We start from the raw sequence: 18,556 nt of genomic DNA on the forward strand, positions 1-18,556 counted from the left end.
GTATCAGCCCATGGGATCGAGCGTCCCCAGCCACGCGACCAGGGCGATGATGGCGATGGCGGCGCTCGTTTCCACCAGCAGCGACAGCCGCAGATGCGCGATCGCGCGCTGCGGCATCGCGCTCTCCAGTGCCGGCGTCAAGCGCCAGCGATTGAGCGCCGCCAGCCCCAGCATCAGGCCGAACAGCATCAGCTTGGCGCCCAGCAGCCAGCCATAGCGGCTGGCTGCCAGATCCGGCATCTGGGCCAGTCCCACGATCATCACGCCATTGATGATCCCGCTGACCATCAATGTGGCAACGATCAGCGTTCCCATCAGGGCGAAACGCGACAGCATGGTGGCGACGCGGCGCATCTCGGCCGTGGCCGGTCGCAGCGCCAGCACGGCATGCAGCAATACCGCCAGCGCGCCGATCCAGCCCGCCGCCGCCCAGATATGGGCGACATCGGCGGCACGGTGGATCGTTCCGGCCATATCCTCGGTCGCGCCCGCATGGCCGGTCCAGGCCAGCGTTGCGGCGGCCACGGCCGCAGGGATCAGGACCAGTTTGGGACGGCCGGCGGATGCGCATGACAGCGCCAGCAACAGCGCCCCGCCACGCACCGCCAGCACCGGGCCGATCGGCGTCATGGTCAGCAATATCTGCGCGCTGGCCCAGTCGGGGGGGATGATCGGCGTGCCGGTCATCGCGGCGACACTTGCCAGCAGCCATAGCGCGGACAGCGCCATGCCGCCGATCGCCAGCGCCACCAGTACGCCCCGCCGACCTGCCATGCCCATGACCCACCAGAACAGCGGCAGGCCCATGAGCAGGGCAAGGTCGATCATCAACGCCAGTCGCGCGCCGATCAAAACCCCCTCGGTCATCGGTTTACTTGACCTTGAAGCTGTAACCGCCTTCCATCTTGTGCTGGTCGGCGCCGACGATATGCCATTTCAGGTCATAGCTGCCGGCGGGCAGGGCGCGGGGGAAGGTCAGGGTCATGGTCTTGCCTTCCACGGCGGTCTTGAATCCCTTGATCGGCATGGGGTCATGATTGGCCATGCCCGGCATTCCGGTCATCACCAGTTCCGCGCCGCTCAGCGGGGCCAGGAAGGTTTCGGAAAAGGTCAGCGTCAGCCTGGTCGGCTTGGCGACGGTCGCATTGGCGGCGGGGGTGGACGACAGCAGCTTGCTGTGCGCGCTCGCCACGCCCGGCAGTGTCAGGGCAAACGCAGCGGCGGTCAGGAACAGGCGGGTCATGTCAGCATCTCCAACAGGGGGGGTGTTAAGGGACATTACGCATGGACTTGCCGGACCCCTCGCGCCATGCGCATGATTTTTCCGTCTCAGTTGATGAGGGATGGGCGCTTGCATCGCGTATGATCCTGCAAGAGGACGGAGTATGATGGCATGAATGATCTGGACCAGATGCTGGGCGCGGTGCGGGCGATGCCTGCCGACGCGCGGCTTGCGGACATGGAGGATGCCGTCATGATGGGGGTTGCCAAGCGCCGGGACCAGATGACCGCGCGGCGCAGCCTGATGCTGGCGGGAATCATGGCGATCGGCATCGGCTGGATGGGCAGCATCGTGCCGGCCACGCCGGCGCAGGCCTCTCCCTTGCCCATCGGCATGTCGGACTATGCCCCCTCCCGCCTGCTTGGCCAATGAGCGCCTTATGACCGTGCGTCGCTATCTTCTCGTCGCGCTGGTCGCTTTCGCCGCATCGCTGGCGGCGGTGCTGGTCGCGCGGGTCTGGATCGCCCCTGAACCACAGGTGGAAAGCGAAGTCCACGCCCTGCTGCATCAGCGCCTGACCCTCGACGCGGTGCAGGAACAGCGGATTCATGCGCTGGAGGCGGCTTTCGCCACCCGCCGCGCCGCGCTGGAGGCGGCGATGCGCGCCGACAATCAACGGCTGGCCGCTGCGATCGCCGCCGAACATGGCTATGGTCCCAAGGTCGCGCAAGCGGTTGACCGATCGCATCATGTCATGGGTCAACTGCAAAAGGACACGCTCCAGCATATCTTCGCGATGCGCGCCGTGCTGCGGCCTGACCAGGCGGCCCAGTTCGACGCCGCCGTCGTCAGGGCACTGACCCAGCCGGCCCGGTGAGCGCGGCCGACTTCGAACCGGACGACCGGCAACTGGCGGCCCGCGCGCTGGCGGGGCAGCAAACGGCTTATGGCGCGCTGATGGCGCGCCATCGCGACGCTGTCTATCGTCTGGCCCGCGGTCATGTCGGCGATGGCGACGAAGCGCTCGACATCACGCAGGAAACATTCGTCGCCGCCTTCGCCGCGCTCGCCCGCTATGATGGCGCCCGGCCGTTTCGCGTCTGGATCGCCCGTATCGCGCTCAACAAATGCCGCGACTGGGCGCGTCGCCGCACCGTCCGTCGCTTCTTCGCCTTCGCCCGGCCGATCGACGACGCGCGCGACATTGCCGCGCCCGACGCCACGCCGGAGGAAGCCGCCCATTCGCGGCGTGAACTCGCCCGCATCAACGCCGCGATCGCCAGCCTGCCTGTAAACCTCAAGGACGCCCTCCTCCTGCGCACGATCGAACAGATGAGCCAGGCGGAAGCCGCGCAGGTGCTGGGCGTCACCGAAAAAGCGGTCGAAACCCGGCTCTATCGCGCCCGCGCGAAACTGGCGGAAATTTTGAGGGGTTGAACGCCCCGCCGCGTATGATGGGGCATGACCGACTTGTCCCTCGACCGCCGCACCCTCTTCAAAAGCGCCGCCGCCCTGACACTGGCCGGTGCCTTCCCCGCCTGGGCGCGCAGCGGCACGCCGGGCCTGCATCCCGCGCCCGGCGTCCTGTCGGGCGAGACGATCGCGCTCGCCGTGGGGGAAAGCCATTTCGGCACCGGCGGACGATCGGCGCATGCGATCACCATCAACGGCACTGTCCCCGCGCCGCTCATCCGCCTGCGCGAAGGGCAGCATGTCCGCCTCGCCGTCACGAATAATCTGAAAGAGGACACGTCGATCCACTGGCACGGACTGATCGTTCCGTTCCAGATGGACGGGGTTCCCGGCGTCAGCTTCCCCGGTATCCGGCCCGGTGAAACCTTCACCTACGACTTTCCGATCCGCCAGTCGGGCACCTACTGGTATCACAGCCATTCGGGAATGCAGGAGGCGATGGGCCATTATGGCCCGATCGTCATCGACCCCGCCGGCGTCGATCCGGTACAGGCGACCCGCGAACATGTGATCGTGCTGGCCGACTGGTCGCCGGTCCACCCGCATATGCTGCTCAAACGCCTCAAGCAGATGGGCGGCTATCATAATTTCCAGCGCCAGACGCTTGGCAGTCTGCTCGCGGGCAAGGATCAGGGCCTCAAGGACCGGATGGACTGGGGCAGGATGCGGATGGACCCGACCGACATTTCCGATGTCACCGGCTCCACCTACAGCTTCCTCGTCAACGGCCATGGCACGCCCGAAAACTGGACCGGCCTGTTCACCCCCGGCGAACGTGTCCGCCTGCGCATCATCAATGCGTCCGCCATGACCAATTTCAACGTCCGCCTGCCCGGCCTGCCCATGACCGTGGTTCAGTGTGACGGCCAGCATGTCCAGCCGGTCGACACCGACGAATTTCAGATCGGCATCGCCGAAACCTATGACGTGATCGTCCAGCCGACCGACGCCAAAGCCTATGCCCTGATCGCCGAAGCCATCGACCGCTCCGGCCAGGTCCGCGCCACGCTCGCGCCACAGCTTGGCATGGTCGCGCCGATCCCCGATCTGCGCCAGCGCCCGCTGCTGACGATGAAGGACATGGGGATGGACATGTCCGGCATGGACATGGGGCAGGGGGGCGTCATTGACCTCAGCCAGCCCGCCAATGACAGCATGGCCGGCCATAGCATGAAGATGCTCGACCCCTCGGTCGCGCCGGACGTACCGATGGGGCCGGGCGTCGCCACCCTTTCGTCCATGCCCGCCGATCGCACCGCCGACCGGCCCACGGGGCTGGAGGATGTCGATCATCGCGTCCTCACCTATGCCGATTTGCGCGCACTCGAACCCAATCAGGACGTGCGCACGCCGACCCGCTCGCTCGACATTCACCTGACCGCGAACATGGAACGCTATATGTGGTCCTTCGACGGGGTGAAGCTGTCCGACGGTGCCGACCCCATCGCCTTCCGCCATATGGAGCGCGTCCGCGTCACCCTCATCAACGACACGATGATGCCGCACCCCATCCATATCCACGGCCATTTCTTTCAATTACTGACCGGCGATGATCCGGCGCACAATCCGCGCAAGCATACGGTGAACGTCCTGCCCGGCGGCAAGGTCAGCTTCGACCTGACGGCCGATGCGCTGGGCGACTGGGCCTTCCACTGTCACATGCTGATGCACATGCATACGGGCATGATGCGCGTCGTCACTGTTCGTCATGTAACGGAGGACGCGGCATGAAGCGCCTGATCACCGCCACTGCGCTGCTGCTCGCAAGTGCCGCCGTGCCCGCCTTCGCGCAGGATCATGGCCAGATGGATCATGGCGCGCATCAGATGCCACAGGCGGAAGTCGCGCCGGCTGCCACCGAAACTGCCGATCCGCACGCAGGCCATGCCGCTCCCACGCCAGCCGATCCGGCCGATCCCCATGCCGGCCACGCCGCGCCCGCATCGAACGATGTGCCCAAAGGCATTGCGCCCGCAATCCCGACCGATCACGCCGCCGAAGCCTTTTACGACCCCACCACCATGGCCCGCGCCCGCGCCGCGATGCGCCAGGAAAGCGGCGGCATGACCTTTTCCCAGCTCATGATCGACCGCCTCGAATATCGGGCGCAAAAGGGCAGCGATGGCTATCATTGGGAAGGCGAAGGCTGGATCGGCGGCGACATCGATCGCCTTGCCGTCAAGTCGGAAGGGGAGGGGGCTGTCGGCGGCCCGCTGGAAAGCGCCGAAGTCCAGGCGCTCTACAGCCGCGCGATCGACCCCTGGTGGAACCTTGTCGCCGGCGTCCGTCAGGATTTCCGGCCCCAGCCCCGGCGCACCTACGCCACCATCGGTATCGAAGGGCTCGCGCCCTATTGGTTCGAAGTGGAGGCGCAGGCATTCCTGTCGAACAAGGGCGATGCCCATCTCCGCCTGGAAGGCAGCTATGATCAGCGCATAACCCAGCGTCTCGTTCTCCAGCCGGCCGCCGAAGTGAATGTCGCGGCGCAGGATGTGCCGGACCTGGGTATCGGGTCCGGCCTGTCGAATGTCGAGCTTGGCTTGCGTCTGCGCTACGAATTTGCCCGCGAATTCGCGCCCTATATCGGCGTCAACTGGGAACGGCGCTTCGGCGACACCGCCCGCTATGCGCGCGCGGCAGGGGAGGGGGCCTCCGCCACCAGCCTGGTGATGGGGATCCGCTTCTGGTTCTAATGCGACTCATTTCGGCATAAGCTGCCGACCCTCCGCCAGAAATTGTCATCAAGCCGGCGGGGGACGGCCCGTTTCGTTTCATTGCGCCGTTTTGTCTGGCTAAGCTGCGATCCCGATACCGAAAAGAACGGATCAGGGTAGATGCTGCGTTCCGCCTGTACAGGCTTCCTGTCTCTTTGCGTCCTGCTCGCGCCGGACGCCGCGACGGCGCAGACGGACGATGCTGGCCCATGGGCGCTCAGCGGCGGCTTCGACCTGATCGAAGTGCGCGCGGGCAAGGGCGATGCGATATTCCTGCTCGACAGCAGCTTCTCGCTGGGCAATGCCACTGACCAGCTCATGCTGGTGACGCAGGGCGGGGGTGCGCTCGGCAGCCAGATTGACGAGGTGCAGGCCCGGCTCTTTTACGGCCGCACCGTCGGCAACACGACCTGGCTTGTGGGCATACGCAAGGATGTCAAGCCGCACCCGCGCGATGTCCACGCCGTCATCGGTGCGCAGGGTATGATCGGTACGCGACTCAACTGGGAAAGCTATCTCTTTCTGTCCGATCGGGGACGACTGACCGGGGAAGGCCAGGTCATCTATCAGCTTCCGATCACCCCGCGCCTGTATCTGGAACCGCGTGTCGCGGTTGGCTGGTCGGCCCGGTCGAGCGTGGCCGAAGCCACAGGATCGGGCTTCACCGAAGGGGAAGGGACGGTGCGCTTGCGTTACCGGCTCACGTCCAAAATCAACGCCTATGCCGGCGTCGTTCACGAAAGGCTGCTGGGGGCCACCCGTCACCTCGCTCGCGCGCAGGGCGACACGCTGCAATCGACCATGGGGGTGATCGGCTTCGGCTTCAGTCTTTAGGGCGCACGAAGCCATAGCGACAAGCGCGTCAGGCATCGCGCATATGATGTGCGGCAGGCGCACATATTCCATGCTTGGCGATCAATCCGATAATAGTAATCCTGGTAATCTAATTGGGCGGCTTTCGGCGTCCAGTTTCATCGACGTCGGCTGCGTGTCCGGCGCCGAACGATGCCGTGTGCAAAAAGGAGAGAGATCATGGCCAGGACAATTGCTGACTGGATCAAGACGGATGGATATTTTCTCTCGTCACGCAATCCAATCGCCAACGCCGATCAAATCTGGGTCGAGCAGCAGGCGCTGTGCTTGCGCGCGCGCGATGATGTGAAGGCCGCGACCCTGAAAGCGAAATTCCTGTGGGCGACCGTCTCGGAAACGGTAAGCGATCAGGCCAAGGCCCTGCTCGATGATTTCATCCAGGAATATGCGCTGAACTATATCAACAAGGCCTGCAACAGCGACGCGGAGCATCCGCGCATATTCCAGAACTGGATGATCGCGCATGACTGGTTCGGTCATCATTCCCCGTCCTGCCGGATTGGCGGCGACAACCCCGACAATGGTTATCGTCTGATCCCTGTCGCGCATGGCGGGCACTACCGCATCGATGGACAGCGGCTTGGCACGGGGCCGGCGGACGTTACCTGGACCATCGTTGGCAATCCCGGCACGTCGATCACGCTGGCCAGCCTGACATGTGAAGATTTTGAGGTGGCCGACGATGGCAGCTTCACCGTCACGATCGACGACCAGCCCGCGAACGGACGCAGCAATCATCTGCAAACCCAGCGTGGCGCGATGTTCCTGTTCATCCGGGACGCGCTGGGCGACTGGGACAGCGAACGGCCCAACGCCCTGCGCGTCACCCGCCTCAATCCCACGGGTGTGGCACCGATCAGCGAGGATGAAATGGCCTATCGCGCCATCGAATGGATGCTGGGGGACGTGCCGCTCTATTACTGGTTCACCATGCTGACGCATGGCAAGCCGCCGAACCGCCTGATCCGGCCGGCGAGTTCGGGCGGCGTTGGCGGCTTGCGGTCACAGTTCGGCTGCTACGGCACCCTGCGGATCGGCGACGACGAAGCCTATGTCATCAAGGTGAATGGCGGCAACGCTGCCTTCCGCGATATCGTCGTCCATGACTGGTGGCACCGCAGCATCGCGCCCAACCTGTCCACCGGCTCGCTCAACAATGCCCAGATCGCGGCAGACGCAGATGGCCATTTCACCTTTGCCATCGGGCCGACCGATCCTGGCATCCACAACTGGCTCGATACGGGCGGCCTGAACGAAACGATCCTGCTGCACCGCTGGCAAGGCGTGCCAAGCGACACGCCGGAAGATCAATTGCCCTGCCTCATCAGCGAACAACTGGTGAAGCTGGCCGATATCGAAGCTGCAACCGCGGGCGCGAAAGCCTGCACCGCCGCGGAACGGGAGCAGCAGATCGCCCAGCGGCGGACAAGCTGGGCGGGCCGCCTCGAACTATAATCCTGAGAGAGGGAGACAGAGATGAGCATCGCCGGCATCGCGCTGCCAGACATGAAAGGCGCAACGGGCGCTACTGCACCGTTCCCCTGTTCCGGCTCTACGCACAGCCTGTTCTCAGTGTGACGAAAGACGTGAAGATGGCGGGGCGGGCAGCAGCACATGTAAGCGATCTGATCGATCAGGCGGAAAAGGCCTGGGCGCTGGATGACGATGTGACCAATGCGCGCATCAACGCGCTCAGCACGCGGATACTCGAAGTGGCACGATCGGTAGAGCGCAGCTTCGAGGTGCAGTGCCGCGCGCGCGGATTGAACACTGGCGAGTTGCTTGTGCTCGATGCGCTGCACCGGCTTGGTCTGCCCTTTGAAGCGACACCCTCGCAGTTGCGACAGCATTTCTTCATCTCCTTTGCGGGGATCGGGAAGCGGGTGAATGCGCTGGAGGCATTGGGCTATGTCGAGCGTAACCAGCAGGTGACAGACAGGCGCAGCCAGAAAATCCGGCTGACACCGGATGGTCTTGCAATATTGCGGGCCTTCGAGGGGCGCCAGCATAGGGTTCCCCACCGGGTCGCCATCGCGTCCATGGAAAGCGCGGAGCAGGAGATGCTGGCGATGTTGCTGCGCAAGCTGCATCGCCAGATCGAGACGATCACTGCAACCATGCCCGATAGCACAGCGCAATCCTGATCATTGGCCGCAGGCTGGCCGCCGCGCCACCCACGGATAATGCGGGGATGGCATGAAATGAGAAGAAGGAGGGGAGTATGGCCGTGGAAGGCAATGAACGTCTGCTGGACATCGATTCCGTGATCGCATCCGCCGAAATTGCCTCAGGCACCTGCGGCCTTGTCGATGATGCCCTGCGGCATCGGGTCAGCAAGCTGCTGGAAGCCTTTCGTGCGCGCGGGGCATATACGGCCGACCAGGGCATCGCCACGCGGCGCCAGGTCGTCAAGCTGTTGGCGCGGCGCCTGAACATCGCACGCGACATCGGCAATCATCCCGCTATCCTGGATGAAGAGATTATCGATCCGATCTTCATCATCGGCTTCCCCCGCACGGGCACGTCCATCCAGCAGGCACTGCTCGGTGCGGATCCCGCCAACCGGCCGGTCAGAGCATGGCAGGTGCACGAGCCGTCGCCCCCACCGGGAGAGCGCCCGGTGACAGCCGCGCGAAAGGCTGCCGCGGATGCAGTGGTGCGGCATTTCCTTGACCGTTGCCCCGGCATCATCGCACTCCATCCCTATTGGGATATGGGGGCGGAGACACTGATCGAAGACGAGGAAATCCTGACCTTGGACTTCTTCGACAATTATCCGGTCGTCCTGTGCGATGCGCCCACTCTTGCGATCCGGGTCGGGGAAGAGGATTTCGAGGATGCCTACCGCTTCCTCAAGCTGTTCCTCCAGCATCAGCAATGGCGGCAACCGCGCAAACGCTGGGTGCTCAAGGGTATCGAGCATCAACGCCACCTTTCCACGCTGTTCAAGGTTTTTCCCGATGCCCGATGCCTTTTCCCGCACCGGGAACCGGCGAAATTCCTGCCCTCCAATCTGACGATCGCAGGCGTCGTGTATGACGGGATTACCTGTGGCGGCATCGATCGCCAGACGCTGGCTGCGGGTTATCTCGCCGATTTCTCCGGTCGACTGGCCGCTGTGATGGCAGATCCCGCGATGCACGATCCGCGCGTGCGTCACATGGCGTTCAACCGCTTCATATCCGATCCGGTCGCAGCGCTGAAGCAATGCTATGCCGAATGGGGATTTGACTGGACGCCAGAAGGCGAAGCGGCGATGCGCGCATGGCTCGATGATCCGGCCAATGACAGCGATCGCTATGGGCGCCATACATATACGTTCGCACCGTTCGGTGTTGACTGGCAGACGCTCGGCCCGACATTCGATGTCTATCGGCAGCGTTATCTTTCGGCCGGCATGTCCTGACCGGCAGGCGTTCCATAATCATATGGCCCATTGATGCTGCAAATGGGGATCGCTGTCTCATGGCGCAGCATCTGGCCGGAAGGACGCCTGCAATTCCGCGCAGCCGCCCAAGGCACCCGTGTCCACAGCGGGTCTGTGCACCAATCAGCCTGCCCCCAATGCCGATGATGTCGACCTGGGATCGACCCATGACGGCAGCAAAGGCCGCTTATTGCAGCGACAGGGCCAGATGCTGTTCGACCAGCGCGACGTGCAATCTGATGCCCAGACCCAGCACATCGTCGTTGAAATCATAATGCGGATTGTGCAGCGGCGTAGCCCCTTCCGGCTTGCCCTGGCCCAGCCAGATATAGGCCCCTTTGCACGCTTGCAGCATGAAGGCGAAATCTTCCGAGGTGAAGGCCGGGTCGGGCGCCAGTTGCGCGACGCCCACGGTCGCGGCGGCGTCCAGCGCCTCCTGCGCGGCTTGGGCATCGTTGATCGTCGCGGGATAATAGCGTTGATAATCGACCGTGGCGGTCAGTTCGCCCGCCAGTGCGACGCCTGCGGCAATCTCGCGGATCGACGCCTCGATCCGGTCCTGCACCGCCGGATCGAATGTGCGGACGGTCCCTGACACGGTCACCAGGTCGGGGATGACATTATGGGTATGCCCGCCATGTATCTGCGTGATGGACAGGACGGCGGATGCTGTCGGCGCGATCCGGCGTGACACGATTGCGTTTAATTGCTGCACCAATGCTGCTGCAGCAAAAATCGCGTCCGGTGTGTCCTGCGGGATGGCGGCGTGGCCGCCGCGTCCTTCCAGCCGGATCTCGAACTTGTCGGCCGCCCCCATGATCGGGCCGGGGCGCGTCGCGATCGTCCCTGCGGGCAGGTCGGGCCAGTTGTGCAGCGCGAACACCCGGTCGCAGGGGAAGCGTTCGAACAATCCTTCCCGCACCATCTCGCGCGCGCCGCCCTGGCCTTCCTCGGCGGGCTGGAAGAAAAAATGGACCGTGCCGTCGAAATTGCGGCTCCGGTTCAGATGCTGCGCCGCGCCCAGCAGCATCGCGACATGTCCGTCATGACCGCAGCCATGGAAGGTGCCGGGCGTCGTGCTGGCATAGGGCAGGTTGGTCTGCTCATGGATCGGAAGCGCGTCCATATCGGCGCGCAGGCCAATGCTGCGTCCCGACGTGCCGTTGCGCATTATGCCGACCACGCCGGTCCGGCCGATCCCCTCATGCACCTCCAGCCCCAGCGCGCGCAGGTGTTCGGCGATCCGTCCGGCGGTGCGGTGCTCGCAAAAGCCCAGTTCGGGATGGGCATGGATGTCGCGGCGAAATGCGACGAGCGGCTGGATCAGGTCGGATATGTCGGTCATGGAAAGACGCTAAACTCCATCTCGCTTAAAGGAAACTCGGCTCCTGCTTGCGCAGGACCAGGCTCCCCGAACGCATGCGCTCCTATCGCTGTTCGCCGAACAGGTGCTGGATCGGATAATGATGTTTGATGAAGGGCGATTTGATCACGACATAGCTGAAATATTTCTCGATCCCGTAATCGCTTTCCAGCATCCCCTCGATGATCGACTGATAATGCGCCACGCCGCGCGTCACGAATTTCAGCAGATAATCATAGCCGCCGCTGACCAGATGACATTCGACGATCTCGTCCAGCTTGCGGATGCGCGTTTCGAACCGGGAAAAGTCGCCGGCCCGATGCTCGGTCAGCGTGACCTCGGTGAATACGGTCAGATATTCGCCCAGCTTGTGCAGGTTGATATGCGCGCCATAGCCGGTGATGTAGCCCGCCTTCTCCAGCCGCTTGACCCGCGTGAGGCAGGGGCTGGGGGACAGGCCGACCGCATCGGCCAGCTCGACATTGGTGATGCGGCCGGATTGCTGAAGCTGCGTAAGGATCTTGAGGTCGATCCTGTCCAGTCGTGGTCCGCCCAACATAGCCCTGCTCCCCCCTGTTTTTATCCCAGTGCTGCGCGAATATCGGCTTCTTCGAGCAGGTCGTCCAGTGTCTTGCGGATACGTGCGAATATCTCGTCCATCTCCGCGTCCGACGCGCAGAGCGCCGGGGCGAGGCCGATGATATTGTCGGCGAAGGCGCGGAAGATCACGCCATTCTCATATCCTTTGGCAAACAGCCGGTCGGCCAGCTTGAGCGCGGGATCGAAGCGTGTCTTGCCGCCCTTGTCCGCGACCAGTTCGATCGCGCCCAGCAGGCCGCGTCCGCGCGTATCGCCGACCATCGGATGGTCGGCCAACCCGGCCAGCCCCGCGTCGAAACGCACGGCCACCTTCTGCCCGTTCGCCAATATGCCGCCTTCGGTATAGAGGCGCAGCACTTCCAGCCCGACCGCCGCACTCACCGGATGACCCGAATAGGTCGCACCATGGCCGATCGCCACATCAGGCGCCGCACCATTGGCGATGCCCTGATACACCTTGTCCGACATCAGCACCGCGCCCATCGGCACATAGCCGGCGGTCAGCCCCTTGGCGACGGTCATCAGGTCCGGCGTCACGCCTTCCGCTTCGCAGGCGAACATCGGCCCGGTGCGGCCAAAGGCAGTGATGACCTCGTCGGCGACCAGCAAAATGTCCAGTTCGTCGCACGCCTGCCGCATGGCCTTGAGCCAACCGACCGGCGGCACGATCACCCCGCCCGAACCCTGGATCGGCTCGCAGAAGAAGGCGGCGACATTGTCCGCACCCAATTGCGCGACCTTGTCCTTCAATTCCTGCACCGACCGCGCGATGATCGCGGCGTCGTCGCCCTCCAGATCGCTGCGATAGGGATAGGGCGACGCGATATGATGCTGCCAGCGCAGCGGCAGGTCGAACCCGCGATGGAAATTGGCGAGCGCCGTCAGCCCGGCGCCGGTGCTGCTCGATCCATGATAACCGCGTTCCAGCGCGATGCACTGTTTCTTGGCAGGCTTGCCGATGGCGTTGTAATAGTGGGTGATATAGCGGATCGCGCTGTCCACCGCGTCCGATCCGCCCAAGGTGAAATAGACATGGTCAAGGCCATCGGGGCTGAGGTCGACCAGGCGCTGCGCCAGCTTCACCGCCGGCTCGCTGCCGAAATGGAAATAGCCTGTCGCATAGGGCAGTCGGCGCATCTGTTCGGCCGCTGCCTCGACGATGCTGTCCTGGCCATAGCCCACATTGACGCACCACAGGCCGGCGAATGCATCCAGCACCTCGCGGCCATCCATGTCGGTCAGCCACATGCCCTTGCCGCTTTGCAACAGCGTCGCGCCGCGCGCTTCATGCCCGCGGAAGGAGGTGACGGGATGGATCAGATGATCGCGGTCGATGTCCAGCAGGGATCGGTTGGATTGGTGCATCGTCTGTGTGCTCGCCATGGTAGTTATGGGGTCAGCCTATCGTTACGGCGCAGGGGCAAAGTCCGATATGGGGCGAATAGGCACCGCTACCGGCTTTAATCGGGAACTGGTGCGGCAGATTATGCTGCGGCCTGTCAGGAAACCCGACCTGTCAGGGCGGCGTGTTCCTGCCCGCGCGCGAACACGCCGCTTGTGTTGACTGGTGCAGGATCAGGCCAGCGCGTCGGCGATCGCCTTGCCGCACTGCTCGGTATTGGCCTTGCCCTTGAGGTCGCCGGTGCGCAGCCCCGGTTCGGCCAGCACGGTTTCCACCGCTCGCATGATCGCGGCGGCGGCGTCCGCTTCGCCCAGATGCTCCAGCATCATCGCCGCCGACCAGATCTGGCCGACCGGATTGGCGATGCCCTTCCCCGCAATGTCGGGGGCGGAGCCATGGACCGGCTCGAACAGCGACGGCGCGGTGCGGTCCGGGTTGATGTTGCCCGATGGCGCAACACCGATCGTGCCGGTGCAGGCGGGGCCAAGGTCGGACAGGATATCGCCGAACAGGTTCGACGCCACCACCACGTCGAACCGATCGGGGTTCAGCACGAACTGCGCGGTCAATATGTCGATATGATATTTGTCGTGGGTGACGGTGGGATAGTTTTTGGCCATCTCCTCCACCCGCTCGTCCCACCAGGGCATGGTGATGGCGATGCCGTTGGACTTGGTGGCGGACGTGACATGCTTGCGATCCCGCGTCGCGGCCAGGTCGAAGGCATAGCGCAGCACCCGGTCGGTGCCGTGCCGGGTCATCACTGTTTCCTGGATCACCACCTCGCGCGGCGTGCCGGGGAACATCTTGCCACCGACCGAACTATATTCGCCCTCGGTATTTTCGCGCACCACCCAGAAGTCGATATCGCCCGGTTCCCGCCCGACCAGCGGGCAGGGGACGCCGGGCATCAGCCGGACCGGGCGCAGATTGACATATTGGTCATATTCCCGCCGGAACTGGAGCAGCGACCCCCAGAGCGAAACATGGTCGGGCACCGTGTCGGGCCAGCCGACCGCACCGAAAAAGATCGCATCGGGCTGGCCGATCCGCTCTTTCCAGTCGTCCGGCATCATCTGGCCATGTCTGGCATAATAGTCGCAGCATGCGAAATCCTGCCAGGTCTGTTCGATCGAAAAGCCATAGAGGCTTGCCGCCCGTTCCAGCACGCGCACGCCTTCGGGCATGACTTCCTTGCCGATGCCGTCGCCGGGGATGACGGAGATGGAATAATTGCGTGCGGTCGTCATAGCCTACTCCCGTTCGCCCTGCGCCTGTCGAAGGGCGTCACTTTTCTTCAAGAACAAGGAATGGGCATCGACAGGCTCGGCCCGAACGGATGGAAAGGCGGGTCAGAGCTTCAGCCCGCCGATATGGAACGCCTTGGTTTCCAGATATTCCTCGATGCCCGCATGGGCACCCTCGCGGCCCAGACCCGACTGCTTGATCCCGCCGAATGGAGCCATCTCCATCGCCATGCCCCCGGTATTGAGCACCACCATGCCGGCCTCCAGCCGTTCGCCCACGCGAAAGGCGCGATGCAGATTTTCGGTGTAGAAATAGCTGGCCAGACCAAAGCTGGTATCGTTCGCCAGCGCGATGCCCTCTTCCTCATGGGTGAAACGGAACAGCGGCGCGACCGGGCCGAACGTCTCTTCGCTCGCCAGCAGCATGTCGCGAGTCGCGCCGGTCAGGATGACGGGCCGGGCGAAGCGCGCGCCGGTCGCGCCTTCAGGGGCCTGCGCAAACAGCGTCGCGCCATGGGCCAGCGCATCCTCGACATGCGCCTTCACCTTTTCCGCCGCCGCCTGGTTGATCAATGGGCCGATCGTGCTGCCGTCCTGATCGCCTGGCGCGATCTTCAGCGCCGACACCGCCTTGGCCAGTTTTTCGGCAAAGGCATCGTGAATGCCGTCCTGCACCAATATGCGGTTGGCGCATACGCAGGTCTGGCCGGCATTGCGGAACTTGCTCGCCATCGTCGCCGCGACCGCCAGGTCAACGTCCGCATCGTCAAATACGATCAGTGGCGCATTGCCGCCCAGTTCCAGGCTCAGCCGCTTGATCGTGTCCGCGCTCTGCCGCATCAGCAGCGCACCCACGCGCGTCGATCCGGTGAAGGACAGTTTGCGCACTGCCTCGCTGCCGGTCAGCACCGCACCGATCGGCGCGGCCTGGCCCGTGACGATGTTGATCACGCCCCTGGGGAAGCCCGCCTCGTCCGCCAGCTTGATCAGCGCCAGCGCGGTATAGGGCGTCAGTTCCGAAGGCTTCACCACCACCGGGCAACCGGCGGCCAGCGCGGGTGCGCATTTGCGGGTGATCATCGCCGCGGGGAAATTCCATGGCGTGATCGCCGCCGAAACCCCCACCGGCTCCTTCATCACCAATATGCGGCGATTGGCTTCGGGCGCGGGAATGATGCTGCCGTCGATCCGGCGGCCCTCTTCGGCGAACCATTTGATGAAACTCGCCGCGTAACGAATTTCGCCTTCCGCTTCCGCAAGGGGCTTGCCCTGTTCGGCGGTCATGATCCGGCCCAGATCGGCCAGATTGTCCATCACCAGCGCGTACCAGCGTTCCAGCAGGCTGGCCCGTTCCCCGGCGGTTTTCGCGCGCCATGCGGGCCAGGCCGCCTGCGCTGCGTCCACGGCCGCCTGGGTGTCGGCTTCCCCGCAATCGGCTATGGTGCCGATGATCGCGCCGGTGGCGGGGTTGTCCACGTCCAGCGTCGCGCCGGATGTCGCGCCGACCCATGCGCCGTCAATCAGTGCGCGTTCGATGAAGAGGGCGGGGTTGGAAAGGGAAAGGGTCATCCGAGTGCCTGTGTCGTGAGGGAGAAAGTCGTAATGGCCGGGTCCGTCTGTGGCAGGGGGCCACGCACCATGCGCATCACCCGGCCGACGCAGGGCAGGCCCAGCTCGTCCAGCCAGTCGCACAGCCCGCTTTCCTCCGGTACGTCCAGCCGACAGAATATCCCGCTGTTGGACCCCAGCCAGTGCGAAATCAGCGCTTTCGCTCCGCCCGTGTCCGGCGCGACGGTTGGCCCGACGACATAGCCGCGCCCGAACCGGCGAAACAGCGCAAAGCCGACCGGCTCGTTGCTCCGCGTCAGCACCACCCCCTGCGCGCCGGGCACCAGTGCGTCCAGCAGCGCGTCGCGGTTCATGCCGCTCGCCCGCCGCGCCAGCGCGTGGAGCGTTGGCATGTCCTTGGCGCCCAGGGGGCGCACCCGTTCGTCTGGGATCAGTTCGGCGACCGGCACGGCAAAGGCTGCGCCCTGATGCTGGAACACCGGGCCTGCGCTCTCGAACCCCAGCTTGCGATAGAGCGGCGCGCCCTCGTCGGTGGCGTTCAGCAATATGGTGCGGTCGCCCAGGTCGGCCATGACCTTCTCCATCAGCCGGCGGCCCAGCCCCATGCCCTGCGCGGCAGGCGATACGATCACCATGCCCAGCGTCGCTGCGTCCAGCCCGTAGGTCCATGCCATGGCCGTGCCGATGACGGTGCCGTCCCGTTCCGCCACATAGCCAAAGCCAAGGCTCAGCAGCATGTCCCAATCCTCGATCCGATGGGGCCATTTCTGTTCGCTGGAAAGCGCGTGGGCGGCGTGCAGATCGTCAGGCGTCATGCGCCGCAGGTCCACCATCGCCTCTATGCCTGTCGCCATGCGTCTTGCTCCCTGGCGGAAAAGGGTCGTCCGCCTGCCTTGATTTAGGAATCACGTGGAGCAACCATAAAAGGCGCGGCCAAGCATTGGCTGCTGCCTTCGCGTCGTTTTTGGAAGATTATCGCGCAGACTTTCCTGCGCAACTGCAACACATGCCGCGCGCGATCCATATTCTGGCGCGCAGTGTATTTCAGGAGACAGGCCGTGGACAGTTTCAACCCCGATCATATTGCCGTGCCGCAGGGCAGCAATTTCATCGGCGGGCGGCGCGTTCTGGGCCGTGGCAACGCCATCGCCGTGCGGCGTCCGTCGGACGGGCGGGTCTATGCCGACCTTGACAGCGTGGACGACGCACAACTGGCGCAGGCGGTGGAGGATGCCCAGCGGGCCTGCAAGGGCAGCGGCTGGGCGCAGACCGACCCGCGCGGGCGGATGCGGGTGCTGCGCCGCTGGGCCGACCTGATCGAAGCCGACATGGACGTGCTCGCCCCGCTGGAGGCATTGGGGTCCACCCGCATGATCCACGAAATCCGGGCATGGGACGTGACCTATACCGCCGAAACCATCCGTTTCTTTGCCGAATGGGCGGACAAGATCGGGGGCGAAGTGGCGGCGACCACGCCCGACAAGCTCGGCCTCACCATCCACGAACCCTATGGCGTGGTGGCGGCGATCGCACCCTGGAACCTGCCGCTGGTCATGGCGGCGTGGAAAATCGCGCCCGCCATCGCGGCGGGGAACAGCATCGTCCTCAAACCGTCCGAAATGACGCCGTTCAGCATCGTGCGCCTCGCCGAACTCGCGATCGAAGCGGGACTGCCCGCGGGCATCTTCAACATCGTGCAGGGGGACGGGCGCAGCGTCGGCGATCCGCTGGTGCGGCGCCCTGAGGTTGCGAAAGTCACCTTCACCGGATCGACCGCCACGGGCGCGGCGATCATGGCCGCCTGCGCCCGGACCGGGCCGAAGCCGGTGACGCTGGAACTGGGTGGAAAAAGTCCCCAGATCATCTTTGCCGACGCGGGGCTGGACAAGGCATCGGCCATCGTCGCCCGCGCCATCACCCTGAATGCAGGCCAGGTCTGCGTCGCCGGATCGCGCCTGCTGGTGCAGGAAAGCGTTGCCGATCAGGTGATCGACCGCATCATGACCAGCTTCGCCGCGCATCGCGCCGGCCCGACCTGGCGCACCGACACGACGCTCGGCCCGATCATTTCGGAAGGCCAGCTCGATCGCATCGATGGCATCGTCCAGCGTGCGGTGGCCAATGGCGCGCAAGTGCTGACTGGCGGCGGCCGCGCCACCGCGCCGCAGGAGGGCAGCTATTTCGCGCCCACGCTGCTTGCCAATGTCGATCAGAAGAGCGAGGCGGTTCAGGGCGAAATCTTCGGGCCGGTGCTGACCGTCCAGACCTTTGCGGACGAAGAGGAAGCCTATGCGCTCGCCAATGACAGCGCCTATGGTCTGGCCGCCGGCGTCCACACTGGCGATCTGACGCGCGCCCTGCGCGCCACCCGGTCGCTCGAAGCCGGCACCGTGTGGGTCAACCGCTATGGCCGCAGCAACGACTTCATCCTGCCGACGGGCGGTTATAAACAGTCCGGCATCGGCAAGGATCTCGGCCGTGAAGCCTATATGGCCAATCTCAAGACCAAGGTGGCCTTGATCGAGTTCTGACATTTGGCAGACTGGTTCCATATGTTCCATGGCACCAGTCTGCGATGCACGAAGCGACCTTCACCTTTCGCGTCGATCCGGGACTGGAAGGGCCGTTCGCCCGTGCCGCCAGGGCGCGGGATCGTAACGCCATCT

The 18,556-nt window shown here is 64.4% G+C and carries 18 protein-coding genes; 10 read left to right on the top strand and 8 right to left on the bottom strand.

Features of this window, described 5'->3' with window-relative positions:
* Positions 1-3: 3 nt before the first annotated feature.
* Together copD and copC are read right to left on the bottom strand one after the other, a co-directional pair.
* The gene (gene copD, locus Q4610_RS17040; RefSeq protein ID WP_304537175.1) at positions 4-867 is read right to left on the bottom strand and encodes a copper homeostasis membrane protein CopD; all 864 of its coding nucleotides are present in this window, start codon (positions 865-867) and stop codon (positions 4-6) included.
* A gap of 4 nt (positions 868-871) precedes the next feature.
* Positions 872-1,243, bottom strand: a complete 372-nt coding sequence (copC, locus tag Q4610_RS17045; protein WP_304537176.1) for a copper homeostasis periplasmic binding protein CopC — start codon at positions 1,241-1,243, stop codon at positions 872-874.
* Between the two features lie 150 nt (positions 1,244-1,393).
* On the opposite strand from copC, the gene Q4610_RS17050 reads away from it, so the two are divergent.
* The 9 genes from Q4610_RS17050 (at position 1,394) to Q4610_RS17090 (ending at position 9,688) form a co-directional block, all read left to right on the top strand.
* Complete coding sequence (locus tag Q4610_RS17050; protein WP_304537177.1) at positions 1,394-1,654, top strand: hypothetical protein; 261 nt, start codon at positions 1,394-1,396, stop codon at positions 1,652-1,654.
* 7 nt (positions 1,655-1,661) lie between these two features.
* Positions 1,662-2,099, top strand: coding sequence for a periplasmic heavy metal sensor (locus tag Q4610_RS17055; protein WP_304537178.1), 438 nt, complete (start codon positions 1,662-1,664; stop codon positions 2,097-2,099).
* Positions 2,096-2,659, top strand: coding sequence for an RNA polymerase sigma factor (locus Q4610_RS17060; RefSeq protein WP_304537179.1), 564 nt, complete (start codon positions 2,096-2,098; stop codon positions 2,657-2,659). The genes Q4610_RS17055 and Q4610_RS17060 overlap by 4 nt, the downstream gene beginning before the upstream one ends.
* 24 nt (positions 2,660-2,683) lie before the next feature.
* The gene (locus tag Q4610_RS17065) at positions 2,684-4,426 is read left to right on the top strand and encodes a copper resistance system multicopper oxidase (protein ID WP_304537180.1); all 1,743 of its coding nucleotides are present in this window, start codon (positions 2,684-2,686) and stop codon (positions 4,424-4,426) included.
* A complete protein-coding gene (locus tag Q4610_RS17070; protein ID WP_304537181.1) occupies positions 4,423-5,388 on the top strand; it encodes a copper resistance protein B in 966 nt (321 codons plus the stop codon). The genes Q4610_RS17065 and Q4610_RS17070 overlap by 4 nt, the downstream gene beginning before the upstream one ends.
* A gap of 141 nt (positions 5,389-5,529) precedes the next feature.
* Positions 5,530-6,243: a copper resistance protein B gene (locus tag Q4610_RS17075; RefSeq protein ID WP_304537182.1), complete on the top strand. Its 714-nt coding sequence runs from the start codon at positions 5,530-5,532 to the stop codon at positions 6,241-6,243.
* 198 nt (positions 6,244-6,441) lie between these two features.
* A complete protein-coding gene (locus Q4610_RS17080) occupies positions 6,442-7,737 on the top strand; it encodes a DUF1214 domain-containing protein (RefSeq protein WP_304537183.1) in 1,296 nt (431 codons plus the stop codon).
* 137 nt (positions 7,738-7,874) lie between these two features.
* On the top strand, positions 7,875-8,426 hold the full coding sequence (locus Q4610_RS17085; protein ID WP_304537184.1) for a MarR family winged helix-turn-helix transcriptional regulator: 552 nt from the start codon (positions 7,875-7,877) through the stop codon (positions 8,424-8,426).
* A gap of 77 nt (positions 8,427-8,503) precedes the next feature.
* Positions 8,504-9,688 carry a sulfotransferase gene (locus tag Q4610_RS17090; protein WP_304537185.1) on the top strand — a complete coding sequence of 395 codons (1,185 nt, stop codon included), beginning with the start codon at positions 8,504-8,506 and terminating at the stop codon, positions 9,686-9,688.
* Positions 9,689-9,896: 208 nt separating this feature from the next.
* On the opposite strand, the gene Q4610_RS17095 is transcribed toward Q4610_RS17090, so the two are convergent.
* From Q4610_RS17095 to Q4610_RS17120, 6 genes are all read right to left on the bottom strand, one after another.
* The gene (locus Q4610_RS17095) at positions 9,897-11,054 is read right to left on the bottom strand and encodes a M20 aminoacylase family protein (RefSeq protein WP_304537186.1); all 1,158 of its coding nucleotides are present in this window, start codon (positions 11,052-11,054) and stop codon (positions 9,897-9,899) included.
* Positions 11,055-11,136: 82 nt separating this feature from the next.
* The gene (locus tag Q4610_RS17100; RefSeq protein ID WP_066855158.1) at positions 11,137-11,631 is read right to left on the bottom strand and encodes an Lrp/AsnC family transcriptional regulator; all 495 of its coding nucleotides are present in this window, start codon (positions 11,629-11,631) and stop codon (positions 11,137-11,139) included.
* 20 nt (positions 11,632-11,651) lie between these two features.
* Positions 11,652-13,037, bottom strand: a complete 1,386-nt coding sequence (locus tag Q4610_RS17105; RefSeq protein ID WP_304537187.1) for an aspartate aminotransferase family protein — start codon at positions 13,035-13,037, stop codon at positions 11,652-11,654.
* A 210-nt stretch (positions 13,038-13,247) separates the two neighbouring features.
* The gene (locus tag Q4610_RS17110) at positions 13,248-14,324 is read right to left on the bottom strand and encodes a tartrate dehydrogenase (protein ID WP_304537188.1); all 1,077 of its coding nucleotides are present in this window, start codon (positions 14,322-14,324) and stop codon (positions 13,248-13,250) included.
* A 102-nt stretch (positions 14,325-14,426) separates the two neighbouring features.
* Entirely contained in the window at positions 14,427-15,890 is a 1,464-nt protein-coding gene (locus tag Q4610_RS17115) for an NAD-dependent succinate-semialdehyde dehydrogenase (RefSeq protein WP_304537189.1), read from the bottom strand.
* On the bottom strand, positions 15,887-16,744 hold the full coding sequence (locus Q4610_RS17120) for a GNAT family N-acetyltransferase (RefSeq protein WP_304537190.1): 858 nt from the start codon (positions 16,742-16,744) through the stop codon (positions 15,887-15,889). The genes Q4610_RS17115 and Q4610_RS17120 overlap by 4 nt, the downstream gene beginning before the upstream one ends.
* A 204-nt stretch (positions 16,745-16,948) precedes the next feature.
* Between Q4610_RS17120 and Q4610_RS17125 the strand changes: the two genes are divergently transcribed.
* The gene (locus Q4610_RS17125; RefSeq protein ID WP_304537191.1) at positions 16,949-18,421 is read left to right on the top strand and encodes an aldehyde dehydrogenase family protein; all 1,473 of its coding nucleotides are present in this window, start codon (positions 16,949-16,951) and stop codon (positions 18,419-18,421) included.
* Positions 18,422-18,556: the final 135 nt, after the last annotated feature.

The organism is Sphingobium cyanobacteriorum (assembly GCF_030580935.1).
GTDB lineage: Bacteria > Pseudomonadota > Alphaproteobacteria > Sphingomonadales > Sphingomonadaceae > Sphingobium > Sphingobium cyanobacteriorum.